The sequence below is a fragment of the Chloroflexota bacterium genome (assembly GCA_018648225.1).
Taxonomy (GTDB): Bacteria; Chloroflexota; Anaerolineae; order Anaerolineales; family UBA11858; genus NIOZ-UU35.
Genome location: JABGRQ010000100.1, coordinates 16,384 through 30,152, shown reverse-complemented (window position 1 = coordinate 30,152; position 13,769 = coordinate 16,384). Strand labels below are relative to the sequence as shown.

Below are 13,769 nucleotides of genomic sequence, written 5' to 3'. Positions count from 1 at the left end.
CAGACGCAATTCGGCGCCGTCTTCGGTGGGGGGGTAGCCGTTGGGCAGCGCATCGAGACGCTCGGCCCATTTTTTGTAACTTTCGTGGGGCATGGGGTACTCCTCAATTGAAATTATCACATGTCTACAAGAAAATTTACCACAAAGGCACGAAGACTCAAAGAATAACTTCTGTTTTACTTCGTGTCTTCGTGGTGAAAAATCGCTACAATCTGCGCGGAAAGCCCGGCCCGCCCAGGCGCACTCGCTCCGGATGCTGAGTCCATACACCAGGGATTTTTGTGCCGCAGTCCGGGCATGTACCTTCTGCGGATATGCGATAACCGCGAATGACATAGCCGTAACGCTCAATCAGCACCTTATTGCACGCGTGACAACGCGTATGCGCGTACGCATCCAACTGCCCGGCCACATTCCCGGCGTAAACATAACGCAGCCCGGCCTCCTGCCCAATTTCGCCCGCCCGATGCAGCGTTTCTACGGGCGTACGCCCCGGCTCGGTCATCTTGTAATCGGGGTGGAACGCCGAAACATGCCAGGGAATATCCGCCGACACCGAGCGCACAAAACGCGCCATGTCCATCAACTCGTCGGTGCTGTCATTGAAGCCGGGCACCACCAGCGTAACCACCTCTACCCACAGGCCCAGATCATGCGCCCGCCGGATGCTGTCCAGCACGTGCTGCAACACCCCACCCAGCCGCCGATACTGTTGGTCCTGCATGGTCTTCAAATCAATCTTGTAGCCGGTCAGATACGGGCGCAGGTAATCAAATACTTCAGGCGTGGCATTACCATTTGAGACGTAGATACACTTCATCCCCGCGACTTGCGCCAGCTTGAAAATTGCCACGGCCCACTCCGAGGTAATCAACGGCTCATTATATGTCGAAGCGACAATCGCCGCACCGCCGCGCAGGCCATAATCGACCAACTGTTGCGGCGTAATCTGGCGGATATAGCGCTCCGAAACGTCCGATGTCGGATCGCGCAATGTCTGCGAACTAAGCCAATTCTGGCAATAACCACAATGGAAATCACAGCCCAGCATCCCAAAACTGAGCGCATCTTCCCCCGCTAGCAAATGATAAAAAGGTTTCTTCTCCACTGGGTCTACTTGCAGCCCGGCCACATAGCCCCACGGCACGCGCAACTCGCCGCCCTGATTGAAACGCACCTGGCACACCCCGCGCCGCCCCTCACGGATCAGGCAGCGATGCCCGCAGGCGTAGCAGCGCACGGCACGATCTTCAAGCTGCTCATATAATTTGCCGGGGCGCGTCAGAGCATCCAGTTTTTCAGCGACGGTGTTCATACAGGTATTATACATAATTCCTTCACTACAAAGGCACACCGTTTGTGCTGCGAGCACGTCGGTGCGAGACGGGAAAGGACACGAAGTTTTTATTGCCTTGTTGCCCTTGCCGCCTATGCTCACTGGGTATCGTGGTGAAATAAAGATATAATCACCCCATGTTATCTCTCGTCATTCAAGCAGGCGGCCAATCCAGCCGCATGGGGCAAGAGAAAGCCCTGCTATCTTTTTCGGGCAGGCCGCTGATTGAGCGCGTCCTGGAGAGAGTGAAATATCTGGCCGATGAGACGCTGATCACCACCAACACTCCGGCTGGGTTCCGTTACCTGGAGATTCCCCTCATCCCAGACATCATCCCCGAAAGGGGCGCGCTCGGTGGGCTGTACACCGCCCTGTGCGCGGCGCGCGGCGATCTCGTAGCGATTGTGGCCTGCGATCTGCCCTTCGCCAACGCAGCTATTTTAGCCGCCTGCCGCGACTTGCTGCTCATCACCCCTGCCGACGCCGCCATTCCGCGCACTGAGTACGGCCTGGAGCCGCTGCACGCTGTCTACCGCCGCGCAACCTGTTTACCCGCTGTCAAAGCCGCGATTGACACTAATCAATGGCGTATGATCGCCTGGCACAAAAACGCCCAGATTCACGAAGTGCCCGAAGATATTCTGCACCCACTTGACCCGCGCGGGCTGGCCTTCATGAATGTCAATACGCCCGAAGAATTTCAGCGCGCGGAGAGTTTAGCCTAATCAATCCATTAGTCTTATCGTCAAGTCGCCAGTCGGTCGCGAGGCTAATCAAGCCGAAGACCCGACAAACTGACCACCAGACTATTTGACGAGAAGTACCGGACACGGCGCGTGAGCAACAACCTTCTGGCTAACACTGCCCAAAAAGAATCCGGTCAGGCGTCCCAGGCCACGCGACCCCATCACAATCAGATCAACCTTGCGCGCATTGGCAACATTTAAAATTGCCTCAGCTTCGGGGCCTTCCAAAAGCTCGGTATCCACGCCGCCCGCAATTTCGCCCGCCGCGGCAACAGCTGCATCCAGAATGCCTGTTGCGTACTCTAAACGAGCCGATACCACCCGCTGGAAATCAGGTTCTCCCAGATACGATGGTACCGGCTCGTAAGCGACTACAATCCATAACGCAGCCTGATGATACCGCGCCGTTTCACCAGCCAGGTGCGCAGCACTCAGTGCGTGTTCCGATCCATCCACTGCCAGCAGAATATTCTGATACATCCCATACCTCCTTTTTTCTAATTTGAATCCCAAAACTACACGCATTCTCCAACCAGAACACCAAACATCAACCCATTCGCACAACACCGCTTCATTCTGCTTCCAGTATACAAAAAGAGAGATAAGATTGCAATTCCCACCAAAGAACAAAAAGCCCCGGCGAATTCGCCAGGGCAATTATATTGTTTAAGCGACAAATGCCGAAGTGAGGGGGGCACCCCGGCATTTGTCGCCAATATAATACCGCATTAACATTGCGAAATCAAGCTAGTATTATTTCAATTTTATTGCAATTTCGCAATAAAATTCAAGGCATTCGTATTACACCGTCATTGCAAGGTGATATACAATCTCCCCATTAAGCAGGCCAAAGGTATCATTGCCTTCTTCGGATGGCGCTACGGTATCTGAAATCAGTTTTTTCGCCCGCACGCCCAAGTGATTCGACACAGTTCGCTCGGGGCCATCGCTGGGCAAGTTGAACACACTTGCTACCCCAGATTGTTCCACCGCCAGCGTGCTGGACCCGCCACCATCAAAACAGATCGCATCGCGCGCGCCCAAACTGACGAGCAACCCGGCCAGCTCTTTCAACGTCAGCGCGTTGCGCAAATCCAACGGGGGGCCTTGTACAACCACCAACACGAGCTGATTGTCGGCAGTTTTGCCAATCGCAGTTCGCGGGGCTTTGATTTCACAATATTCTGGTTTGGCGCAGGATAGTATTTTCGCGCTAATCAGGCCATTTTGTACCAGCGTGTGCGAGCCTGAAATAGCATCCCACAGGCTGGGGGGCAGCGAGCCGCCAATTTGTATTTGATTGTTGTGAGAAATATACACCGTTGGCTCTGGCGATGCAGGTGAGTATTGATCGCCCTCCGCAACCGCCAGACCTTTCGGGTCGGTCAAACTGAGCCATTCATCGCCATTTACGGCCAACTGCAAGTTATAGCGTCCCAAAAAATCCGACGTGGTGCTGCCCAGCCCCGTGCGCGGGGTTACGATCAGGTCAATATCGGGGTTATCGAGGTCAATCAGGGTGATGTGAGTGGTGTGTTCGCGCGGGGTCAGGTTGTGCTGTTTTCGGTAGAACACACCCTGAAAGAGTTGCAAATACCCTTCGTGCGGTTGTGAGGATCCCCCCCCGGAGGCAGCCAATTCATCGGGCGCAGGAGCAGCCCGCCACTTGAAATGACGCACGTTCCCCGCGCTCTGGTAATTAATCAAGTCAAAGATAAGCGCCGAGCGGCCATCCGCAAACCAACCTGCATACCAATTCTTAATTGCGGTTCTGCCCGCCAGCGTGCGCGCCGCGTTGACATGCACACAACGCGCAGCGTATAGCGCGCTGACAGCCTGGGCATCATGCGTGTTGAGGGCGGTAATATACTCGCCAACCACATCCGCTGGGAGCTCCGAAAGTATCCAGGGTGTATTTTGGATGGGTTGCCATAAGCTGGATAACTCGCCGGAGGCTGAATCCCAATCCCAAAAGCTGATGGCGTTGAGGTTGAGTGATTGAGCCGTATTCAGGAATTCCTGGACGTCGCTCGGGGTGGGCTGCCAAATATCGGTGCTGAAAGCTGCCCCGACGGGAATGACCGGTCGAAACGGGCGCAGGGAATCAAATTCCTGAAAGCTGCGCATCAATTGGGTGTGAGGGTTATGCGCCTGCACCCAAAAAACCAGGGGCATATTATAGGTGCAAAAGGTCAGGAAGGCTTCCCAGGGAAAGTCTTTGTGATACGAAGGGTAGCGGTAAGAGCTTAGTGCAATGGGCAATTGTGGATGTGCGCCGCGCAGTTCGTGCATATACAGGCGCGCATTCGCATCCCCGCCGGGCTGTTTGTATTCGGCCGCCGCAACAACCGCGAAACCATCCAATTTTTGGTCACTGATGATTTGTTGCGCCAAGCGGCCTTCGGCCACGGGATCAGCACCAAAGACGCGTTGCCAACCCCAAAGCTGAATGGCGTGTTGTGTCAAACGCTTGCGCAAAGCCTGGATGGGATTATTCTCAGAAGCGGTCGCAAAATTGGCCGGGATGATCCCTTCGGCAATTTTGATCACAACGTAACTCAAACCAGCCTGATGTGCCCGCTCGGCAATCGCCTGCGGGTTGCCTCCCTCACATTGGGCAATATCCGAGATGAAGAAGCCTTTACCGGTAAGCATGGTTCCTCCTTTTTGCTCTCGAAACACGGGAATGCCCTGGGCGGGAGTCGAACCCACAACCTAGGCTTTAGGAGAGCCTTGCTCTATCCTATTGAGCTACCAGGGCTAGTAGAAAAATTATAGCATTGGGGTTATCAGGCAGCAAGCCGCGCTTTCGTCTTATAAGGCTTGCAACGCGAACACTTCTACCGGGGCATCACGACCATGAAGCAGCTTTTCACCCAAATACTCAACTTGAGCATTGTCTACCTGACGTTTGGTTTCACCGCTAATCAGAACTTGCCCACCTTCAGCGGTTTCTTGCAAGCGCCGCGCCACATTGACAGGGTCACCAATGACAGTATAGTCCATCACCCGTTCAGAGCCGATATTGCCAACAATCACTTCGCCGGAATGGATACCCACCCCCAGGTCCAGAGACATAAGCAACTGATCGGGCGTTTCGGCTTGCAATTGCTTGAAGCGCTGCTGCATTTCCAGGGCCGAGCGCAAGGCGCGTTCCGCGTCATCATCGCCGCTGAGGGGTGCGCCATAGAAGGCCATAATCGCGTCCCCCAGGAACTTGTCAAATGTGCCGTGATTACCCATCACGATTTCTACCAATTCAGTGAAAACCAGATTTAGAATATCAACAACCTGAGGCGCAGAGTGCGAGGCGCTAAATTGTGTAAAGTGGCGCAAATCGGCAAATAGCACCGTCACTGGCCTGGTTTCACCCCCGAGTTTCAGATGCCGCTCCGGGTCGGTCAGAATGACATCAGTGATTTCCTGATCAACATAGCGATTGAGTACCTGGCTCAGTAATACGTTGCGACTTTCCAAATCATCGTGCAGACGCTTGAGGCGCAATAACGAACGTACGCGCGTGAGCAAAATAATCGAACTAAATGGCTTGGTGATGAAATCGTCGGCACCCGCTTCAATCGCTTTCAGTTCTTCATCTTGCGAATCCAGTGCGGTAACGATCACCACCGGGATAAATTGGGTTGGGGTTTCGCTCTTGATACGCCGACAGACGGTCAGGCCATCCATAAGCGGCATACGGATATCCAGCAAGACCAAATCGGGCGGCGACTCTTGGGCGGCTTCCCAGGCCTCAACCCCATCGGCACAGGTTTGCACCCGACACCCCGCGCTAGTAAGGTAGTTCGTAAGTACATCGCGGATAAACCAATCATCATCCGCAATCAGGATATTCGGGGGGCGGGTAAATTCGGCTCTTAGATCCATAGCTAACCTGTTGGGGGCCAAAGCACTATCAAGGAACCAGATTATAACTGATTTTCTACTGGCTCTTTGGGAATCGCCGTGAAGATGTGGGGGCGGAGGCATTACCACGCCAACGCAATCGTCTAAAAAGCGTATGGGCGGCAGTGCCATCTCCATACGCTTTTTAGACGATTATTTAAAAAAGCTAAACTAATCCAGGCGGGCAGTGGCGATAGCTTTCTTGACTTCGCCAACCGCTTGTGTAACCTGAATTTCACGCGGGCAGGCATCGGTGCAATTGAAGATCGTATGGCAGCGATAAACACCAAATTGATCGTTTAGAATCTTAAGTCGTTCCACCGCAGCCTGATCACGGCTATCGAAAATGAAACGATGCGCGTTGACAATCGCCGCCGGGCCAACATAGCTGCCATTAGCCCAGAACGACGGACACGATGTAGTGCAGGCCCCGCATAAAATGCACTTGGTGGTGTCGTCAAAGCGTTCGCGATCTTCAGGGCTTTGGAGCTGTTCCTTTTGGGGCATTTCTTCAGACCCGACAAAATAGGGGATCACAGATTTATAATGATCGAAAAATGGCTCCATATCCACGATGAGATCACGCTGCACTGGTAAGCCCAAAATCGGTTCAACCTTGAGGGTTGTGCCTACATCCTGAACCAGCACCTTGCAGGCCAAACGATTGACACCATTAATCCGCATCGCATCGGAGCCACAAACCCCATGCGCACAGGAGCGACGATAGGCCAGGGTTCCATCTTGATAATCCTTGATGTACTCCAGCAAATCGAGTACACGGTCCGTCGGTTCCGCTTCTACGGTAAATTTATCGAAGTGCGGTTTCTTATCGTTTTCAGGATCGTAACGGAAGATTTTTAGTTTTACTTGCATGGTCATCGCTCCTAATACACGCGCTTCTTCGGTTCGTATTTTGTCTTTACAACCGGCTTGTAACCCAGCTTGACTTTACCATCTTCCAGCCAGGCCAGCGTGTGCTTCAACCATTTTCTATCGTCGCGGTCGGGGTAATCATCACGGGCGTGCGCGCCACGGCTCTCCTTGCGGGCCAGGGCCGAAACTGCGGTCACTTCGGCCAGATCGAGCAGGTTACTCAACTCCCACGTGTTCAACAATTCAGTGTTATAAAGTTTGCCAGTATCATTGATGCTCACATTTTTGAAACGCTCTTGGAGTTCGCGAATCTTCTCAACCGCCTGCTGCATGCCTTCTTCCACGCGGAATACACCCACATGGTCGAACATAACTTCTTTCATCTCTTTGGCAATATCGGCGGCTTTTTCGGATCCGCTGCCGTTGCGCAGAGCGTCAAATTGAGCGCGGATAAAATCGACAGGATTCTCAGGAAGGGGCTGGAAATCTGCACCCTGAGCGAATTCTGCGGCCCGAACACCGGCCTCACGCCCAAAGACGATCAAATCTAGCAGAGAGTTGGTGCCCAGACGATTGGCGCCATGCACCGAAACGCAGGCTACTTCGCCAGCCGCATAAACGCCGGGCAACACCTCATTTTTGGCGTCAATCACCACTTCGGTGCGCATATTGGTGGGGATGCCGCCCATGGCATAGTGCGCCGTGGGCTGCACTGGCATGGGCTGGGTGACAGGATCAACTCCGAGGTAGGTGTGGCAAAAATCGATGATGTCGGGCAATTTGCCGAGAATTTCCTCCGCCGAAGTCACATAAGGCCGTCCGTCGGGGCGTGTGCGCCCATCGAGCGAGGCATAGTGATTGACCAGATCGGGGGTGACATCCAGGTATAAATAGCGTTTGCCGTTGATGCCGCGGCCGGCCTTCATTTCCAGATACATGGCCCGGCTGACGACATCCCGCGAGGCCAGGTCTTTGACGGTGGGCGCGTAGCGTTCCATGAAACGCTCGCCATCACCATTAAGCAGAACGCCGCCTTCGCCGCGCACGCCCTCGGTGATGAGGATGCCCATGCGATAGATGCCTGTGGGGTGGAACTGGAAGAATTCCATATCTTCGGCGGGAATGCCGCGCCGCAGAGTGATTGCAACGCCATCGCCGGTGTAGGCATACGCATTGGAGGTGATCTCCCACACGCGGCCATGCCCGCCGGTGGCGAAAATCACCGCTTTGGCATGGAATACATGCAGCTCGCCGGTTGCCAATTCAAGAGCTACCACGCCAGCGGCGACCCCATTCGACATTAGTAAATCGACAACATGGTATTCATCGTAGAAATTAACTTTGTTCTTGATACACTGTTGGTACAGCGTCTGCAAAATCATGTGACCCGTGCGGTCGGCGGCATAGCAGGCGCGTGTGACCGGTTTACCGGTATTGTTGTTGGTGTGTCCGCCAAAGGGGCGTTGTGCGATGGTGCCGTCTTCGTTGCGTGAAAAGGGCAGCCCCATGTGTTCGAGTTCGTAGACCACTTCGGGAGCCGCTTTGCACATAAATTCGATGGAATCCTGATCGCCCAGGTAATCGCTGCCTTTGACGGTATCGTAGGTATGCCACTCGGCGTTATCTTCTTCGGCGTTGCCTAAAGCCGCGCCGACGCCACCCTGCGCAGCCCCGGTATGGGAACGCGTGGGATACAGTTTACTGATGACCGCAGTGCTAGCTCCTTTGGAAGCATATAGGGCTGCCATTAGCCCTGCCCCACCACCGCCAACGATGACGACTTCGTATTGATGATGTTTCATAAGTTCAATTCTCCACTAGAAACCCGGCCGTTTGTATCGCGAATAGCACAAATGACACGACTATTCTTAATAAGGTAGGCAAAGCATAATTTTTATTCGTGAAATTCGGTAAATTCGTACCCATTCGTGATTAGACTCGAGCATCTTTATAAACTGTCAGTTCAATCATTCTCAACTGAGGCTAGGAAGCCAGGATAACGTAAACGGCTGCCAGGATCATGAAAACCCACAGCACGAAGAAAACCAGACGGGTAATGATCTGCCAGGCCGGACGCGATGTGTAGTCTTCGATGACCACGCGCAAGCCGTTGAGACCGTGCGTACCACCGAAGAAGATCACCAGCATTTGCATAATCTGCCAGAAACCATTGGCCCAAATATCCACATTGGGGATATTGCTATCCAGCACATGGTTTGGGTTAGGGAAAAACGTCCAACGCATGAGGGTGCCCAAATCCATCTGGTTGCGCGCGCCCATTACCAGGGCCGCCGCCATACCAGTAATCGCCAGGAAAAAGAAGGCCAACCCCGAGAGGCGCGTGAACATCCACATCATATATTCCAGATTCCATCCGGGATGAGGAATTTTCTTTGTTTGCATAGTCAACTCCATAAAATCAAAAATTCACCACGGTGACACAAAATAAATAGAGAAATTCTCTGTGATCTCCGTGTCTCTGTGGTAAGAAATTACCCGCCAGCCAAAACGCGCTGCAGCATGATAAAAATGGTCAGGCTGTAGATGGGGACAAAGATCAACCATTGCAGCCAGGTCATTTCACGCTGATAACGCAGCATTTTAGGCCACAGATCAAGGATGATGATGCGCATCCCGTTCAAGCCGTGGAATAACACCGTGAAAACGATCAATAATTGAAAATACGGCGATTCGTAGATAATATTAATATTTATTGCCCAATCGCTGCCCATTTGCTGCGTGAAAAAAGAAGCCACGACATGCAGGCTGATAAAAATTATCATACCCAGCCCGGATATACGGTGCAGCGCCCAGGCCAGCATCGGGCCGCCCCCTTTGTACCGCACTCCGTCCAGAAAACCTACTTTCCGATCAAGCGCCATAAGAGCCTCCTCTTGAGCGTTAAAAATAATCTATAACAATACCCTGAAGGGTACAAGCGACAAAAAGACACAAAGGATTTATAGATCTTCGAGCCTTTGTATCTTAGTAAGCATAACCCAGAAATAGCTTCTCGCTTTTGAATTGGAGAACTTACCTCTATTATTCCGCATTTTCATACATTCGTAAAAGTGACAGACTTCATGGTTTGTTAGTCCCATGTATCCTCAACATTTCCAATTCTTCTGTTTTATAATACTAATCTGAGGAATGAGAAGCCTAGCGAATGATGAATGACGAGCGCCGTCATGCATTATTCGCTGTTTATCATTCGCTATTCATTATTTTTTACAGAGGAGGTACGCATGGCAAAAAAGAGTTCATCTCCTAATCTCAGCCGTCGTGATTTCACCAAAATCGTCATGTCTTTCCTGGGGTCTATTATGGGCGCGATGGTCGGCATTCCCATTATCGGGTATGTGATCTCACCAGCGCTAAAAGCCACAGAAATTGACGATTGGGTATCTCTCGGTGCGCTCGATTCGTATCCCATTGGCAGTCCGAAATTATTCAGCTTTACTCGCACCAAAGTCAACGGGTGGGAGCAAACCACCAATAGCTACGGCGTTTTTGTGGTACGCAAATCGGAAAGCGCGTTGAACGTCTATTCCAATGTCTGCACGCATCTGAGTTGCCGCGTCAACTGGAATGAAGAAGTGGCAGCCTACACCTGCCCCTGCCATGATGCACAATTCGGCTTGAACGGTGAGGTCCTCTACGGGCCGCCGCCCCGCCCGATGGATGAATATGAATACACAATCGAAGATGGGAATATTCTCATCCACCTGACGGAGGCCTAAGTATGTTTGAAAAAATTTTCCAATGGCTCGATGAACGTCTTGGCCTGGAGGCCATTTACGGCGCCGTACTCGACCGAAAAGTACCCAAAGTGAACTGGTGGTTCACCCTGGGCAGCGCCAGTTTATTCCTGTTCGTCATGCAGGGCATCACTGGCATATTCCTAACCATGTACTACGTTCCCTCCCCCGATAAAGCCTACGACAGCATTCAATATATCATGGATGGCGTGGCTTTCGGCTGGCTGATCCGCGGCATCCATCACTGGGGAGCCAGCCTGATGGTGTTAATCGTCTTCATACACATGCTGCGCACCTTCTTCTACGGCGCCTACAAATACCCCCGCGAAATCACCTGGCTGACAGGATCCCTCTTGCTGCTGCTCACCTTGGGCATGGGCTTCACTGGCTATTTGTTGCCCTGGAATCAGCGAGCGTACTGGGCGACTACCGTGGGCACCGAAATCGCTGGAACTGTACCCGGAATTGGCGATTTCATCCTTAGAGCCTTACGCGGCGGCAGCGGCCTGAGCGCAGTCACACTGGCGCGCTTCTTCTCGGCACATATCTGGCTTTTGCCGTTGGGCATTGTGCTGCTCATCAGCGTCCATATGTATCTCATCATCCGCCTGGGAATTTCCAATGTCCCCGGCGAGGACGAGTAAGGCAGGAGGCATACCGTGAACGAAGAACATAAGAAGAAATATCACGCAAAATATACTGCTGCCAAACAAAAAGGTGTCAAGTTCTGGCCGGATATTATCTACAAGGATTTACTGGTCTCATTTGCGCTGTTCATCCTGCTCATCGGGTTGGCAGCCTTTGTGGGGGTGGCAGCCGAACCCAAAGCGGATCCTAACGATACAGCTTACATCCCCCGCCCGGAATGGTACTTCCTGTTTTTATTTGAGGCGCTCAAATTCGTCCCTGGAGCCATCGAATGGGTCGGTACAGCGCTAATCCCTGGTATCGCCGTGCTGGCGCTGATTGCGCTGCCCTTTTTGGACAAAAACCCCTCGCGCTACTGGAAAAACCGCAAAGTCGCCATCAGCGTGATGAGTGTGATCGTGCTGGGCATCGTTGGTCTGACAGTCCGAGCCGTTATTACCACCCCTGAGCAAGAAGAAACCGCATTGGCAGGCTCGATCGCCGAGCAAGTCATCCAGGGGCAAGACCTGTACTCAATCTACTGCGCTGAGTGCCATCAACCCGAGGGCGAGGGCGGCGAAGTTGTCGGCGTGGAAGGGCTGGAAGGCACCTTCATCAAACCGATCAGCAGCCAGGACGAAATGTGGACGCGCACCGACCAGACGCTTTTCAATATCGTCGATATGGGCCAGCAAGATTTAGGTATGCCCCCCTATGGTCTGGGCTACGGCGGCGAGTTGCAGCGCAGCGAGATCGAAAATATCGTCGCCTTCATGCGCTACACCTGGGATGAGCGCGCCGAAATCCCTGAAGATGCGATTGTCGGCATCCCTGCGCTGGCGGAGGGCGAAGTGCCCTCATACGAGGTGCATATCTCGGCTGTAGCCAAACGCTATTGTGTCTCTTGCCACCGTGAAGGCAAAGAGAATAACGAATATCTGATGGGCAGCTACACCGAGATACTGACCACGGGCATCAACGCCGCCAACAATATCATTCCCAATGACCCCGATGCCAGCTACCTGATGCAAACCCTGCACCGTCAAACCGTGATTGGCAGCGACGGCAACGAAATTGGCGCCATGCCGCCCAGCAAAGACCTGAAGGTCGAATATGTAGAAATGTTCCGCCGCTGGATCGAGGCTGGCATGCCCGAAATGGCCGATGAAGTCGCCGTCGAGGCAACACCGACCCCCTAATCAGAGAACCAACCCAGAGCAAGTTTTGCCGCAAACCCCAGGGAATTCAAAATTCCCTGGGGTTTTTGATTCTTAATCCACAAATACTAAAATATATATGTGCAAATACTTGACAAAATCAGGATATTCAGATATATTTATCCTCGTTGCAAACAAAAATCATCATCGTGAGGAATATATGGCTGCTTATTTAAGTTTCAAAGAAATCTGGCGCAACAAGGGTCGTTACCTGCTTTTTAGCCTGGTGATTGCGCTGATTACTGTGTTAGTGCTGTTCACTGCCGGGCTGGGCGAGGGCCTGGCCTCTGCCAACAAAGAGTATCTCGAAAAAATCAACGCTGATCTGCTCGTTTTTCAGGAAGATACCGGCTTCTCCACCCTGGAAAGTCGCCTGGAATATAACACGCTCAAACAGGTGCGCCGCTGGGAAGGTGTGGCCGATGTGGGCGCAATTGGTTTCAGCAACGTGACGATCCTGTTCAAGAATGGCGCTGAGCCGGTTGAGGTTTCTTTAATCGGTGTGGAACCTGGTAAACCCGGCGCGCCGCCCGCCTTCGAAGGCGAAGCCCTGCGCTCCAAGCAATCGAAAACAACTGTCATTGACGGGCGCATTGCCGAACAAGCCAACGTACAGGTTGGCGATACGATAATTGTCAAAACCACCCAGGGCGCAGAAGACGAGTTTTACGAGCTAAAAGTCAGCGGTATCACCGACGGACGGCAATATTTCTTCCAACCTTCGGTATTTGTGCCGCTCGAAATCTGGGACGAGATTCGCCCCAAAGCGGATACCAATACCAATGCCGCTCCGCTGCTGCCGAATATACTGGCAATCCAATTGCAAAATCCGGATGCCAAAGTTGAAATGGGTCACTATCTGGAGAGCCGTGTGGACGGCATCGAAACTGCCGACATCAAAACCACCTACGAGGCCGCACCGGGCTACGCCGAACAACAAAGCACGCTCAACACGATGAAGGGCTTCACATTCCTGATCGGCGTGCTGGTCATCGGCGGCTTCTTCCAGATTCAAACCCTGCAAAAAGTCGCCCAAATCGGAATGCTGAAGGCCATCGGTACATCAAATCATTCGGTTGCCAATGCGGCGATCTTTCAAATTATCTTTGTGACAATTTTCGGTGTGGCGATCGGCGGGGCGGCCACCCTGGGTATGGCCTTTGGGCTGCCCAGCGGCGTGCCGATTGTGTTTACAGGCACAGCAATACTGATAGCCGTGATTGCGCTCCTTTTGATTGGGCCAATCGGCGGGCTGGTTTCGATCCGCATGGCGCTGAAGGTTGAACCCCTACGGGCGCTGGGAATGTAG

Annotated in this window: 13 protein-coding genes and 1 tRNA gene; 5 read left to right on the top strand and 9 right to left on the bottom strand. The window is 52.8% G+C overall.

Translation table 11 applies throughout. The features are described 5' to 3' along the window. Nucleotides 1–205: 205 nt before the first annotated feature. Nucleotides 206–1,315: an AmmeMemoRadiSam system radical SAM enzyme gene (amrS, locus tag HN413_09370; protein MBT3390608.1), complete on the bottom strand. Its 1,110-nt coding sequence runs from the start codon at nucleotides 1,313–1,315 to the stop codon at nucleotides 206–208. Between the two features lie 158 nt (nucleotides 1,316–1,473). Here amrS and HN413_09365 point away from each other — a divergent pair, with 158 nt between their 5' ends. Beyond that, complete coding sequence (locus HN413_09365; protein ID MBT3390607.1) at nucleotides 1,474–2,061, top strand: molybdenum cofactor guanylyltransferase; 588 nt, start codon at nucleotides 1,474–1,476, stop codon at nucleotides 2,059–2,061. A gap of 81 nt (nucleotides 2,062–2,142) precedes the next feature. On the opposite strand, the gene HN413_09360 is transcribed toward HN413_09365, so the two are convergent. The 8 genes from HN413_09360 to HN413_09325 form a co-directional block, all read right to left on the bottom strand. Further along, the gene (locus HN413_09360) at nucleotides 2,143–2,562 is read right to left on the bottom strand and encodes a universal stress protein (GenBank protein MBT3390606.1); all 420 of its coding nucleotides are present in this window, start codon (nucleotides 2,560–2,562) and stop codon (nucleotides 2,143–2,145) included. A gap of 321 nt (nucleotides 2,563–2,883) precedes the next feature. Beyond that, nucleotides 2,884–4,737 carry a hypothetical protein gene (locus HN413_09355; protein ID MBT3390605.1) on the bottom strand — a complete coding sequence of 618 codons (1,854 nt, stop codon included), beginning with the start codon at nucleotides 4,735–4,737 and terminating at the stop codon, nucleotides 2,884–2,886. Nucleotides 4,738–4,769: 32 nt separating this feature from the next. Continuing rightward, nucleotides 4,770–4,843 (bottom strand) — tRNA-Arg (locus HN413_09350). Nucleotides 4,844–4,896: 53 nt separating this feature from the next. After that, nucleotides 4,897–5,967, bottom strand: coding sequence for a response regulator (locus HN413_09345; protein MBT3390604.1), 1,071 nt, complete (start codon nucleotides 5,965–5,967; stop codon nucleotides 4,897–4,899). A 189-nt stretch (nucleotides 5,968–6,156) separates the two neighbouring features. Then, complete coding sequence (locus tag HN413_09340; protein MBT3390603.1) at nucleotides 6,157–6,858, bottom strand: succinate dehydrogenase iron-sulfur subunit; 702 nt, start codon at nucleotides 6,856–6,858, stop codon at nucleotides 6,157–6,159. Nucleotides 6,859–6,869: 11 nt separating this feature from the next. Further along, entirely contained in the window at nucleotides 6,870–8,660 is a 1,791-nt protein-coding gene (locus HN413_09335) for a succinate dehydrogenase flavoprotein subunit (protein ID MBT3390602.1), read from the bottom strand. A 181-nt stretch (nucleotides 8,661–8,841) separates the two neighbouring features. Then, nucleotides 8,842–9,261, bottom strand: a complete 420-nt coding sequence (locus HN413_09330) for a hypothetical protein (protein MBT3390601.1) — start codon at nucleotides 9,259–9,261, stop codon at nucleotides 8,842–8,844. 89 nt (nucleotides 9,262–9,350) lie between these two features. Further along, nucleotides 9,351–9,740: a hypothetical protein gene (locus tag HN413_09325; protein ID MBT3390600.1), complete on the bottom strand. Its 390-nt coding sequence runs from the start codon at nucleotides 9,738–9,740 to the stop codon at nucleotides 9,351–9,353. Between the two features lie 363 nt (nucleotides 9,741–10,103). On the opposite strand from HN413_09325, the gene HN413_09320 reads away from it, so the two are divergent. The 4 genes from HN413_09320 to HN413_09305 all read left to right on the top strand — a co-directional run bounded on the left by HN413_09320 (nucleotide 10,104) and on the right by HN413_09305 (nucleotide 13,769). Next, on the top strand, nucleotides 10,104–10,598 hold the full coding sequence (locus HN413_09320) for a ubiquinol-cytochrome c reductase iron-sulfur subunit (protein MBT3390599.1): 495 nt from the start codon (nucleotides 10,104–10,106) through the stop codon (nucleotides 10,596–10,598). Between the two features lie 2 nt (nucleotides 10,599–10,600). Continuing rightward, the gene (locus HN413_09315; protein ID MBT3390598.1) at nucleotides 10,601–11,260 is read left to right on the top strand and encodes a cytochrome b6; all 660 of its coding nucleotides are present in this window, start codon (nucleotides 10,601–10,603) and stop codon (nucleotides 11,258–11,260) included. 15 nt (nucleotides 11,261–11,275) lie between these two features. Further along, nucleotides 11,276–12,442: a c-type cytochrome gene (locus HN413_09310; GenBank protein ID MBT3390597.1), complete on the top strand. Its 1,167-nt coding sequence runs from the start codon at nucleotides 11,276–11,278 to the stop codon at nucleotides 12,440–12,442. Between the two features lie 178 nt (nucleotides 12,443–12,620). Next, complete coding sequence (locus tag HN413_09305; protein MBT3390596.1) at nucleotides 12,621–13,769, top strand: ABC transporter permease; 1,149 nt, start codon at nucleotides 12,621–12,623, stop codon at nucleotides 13,767–13,769.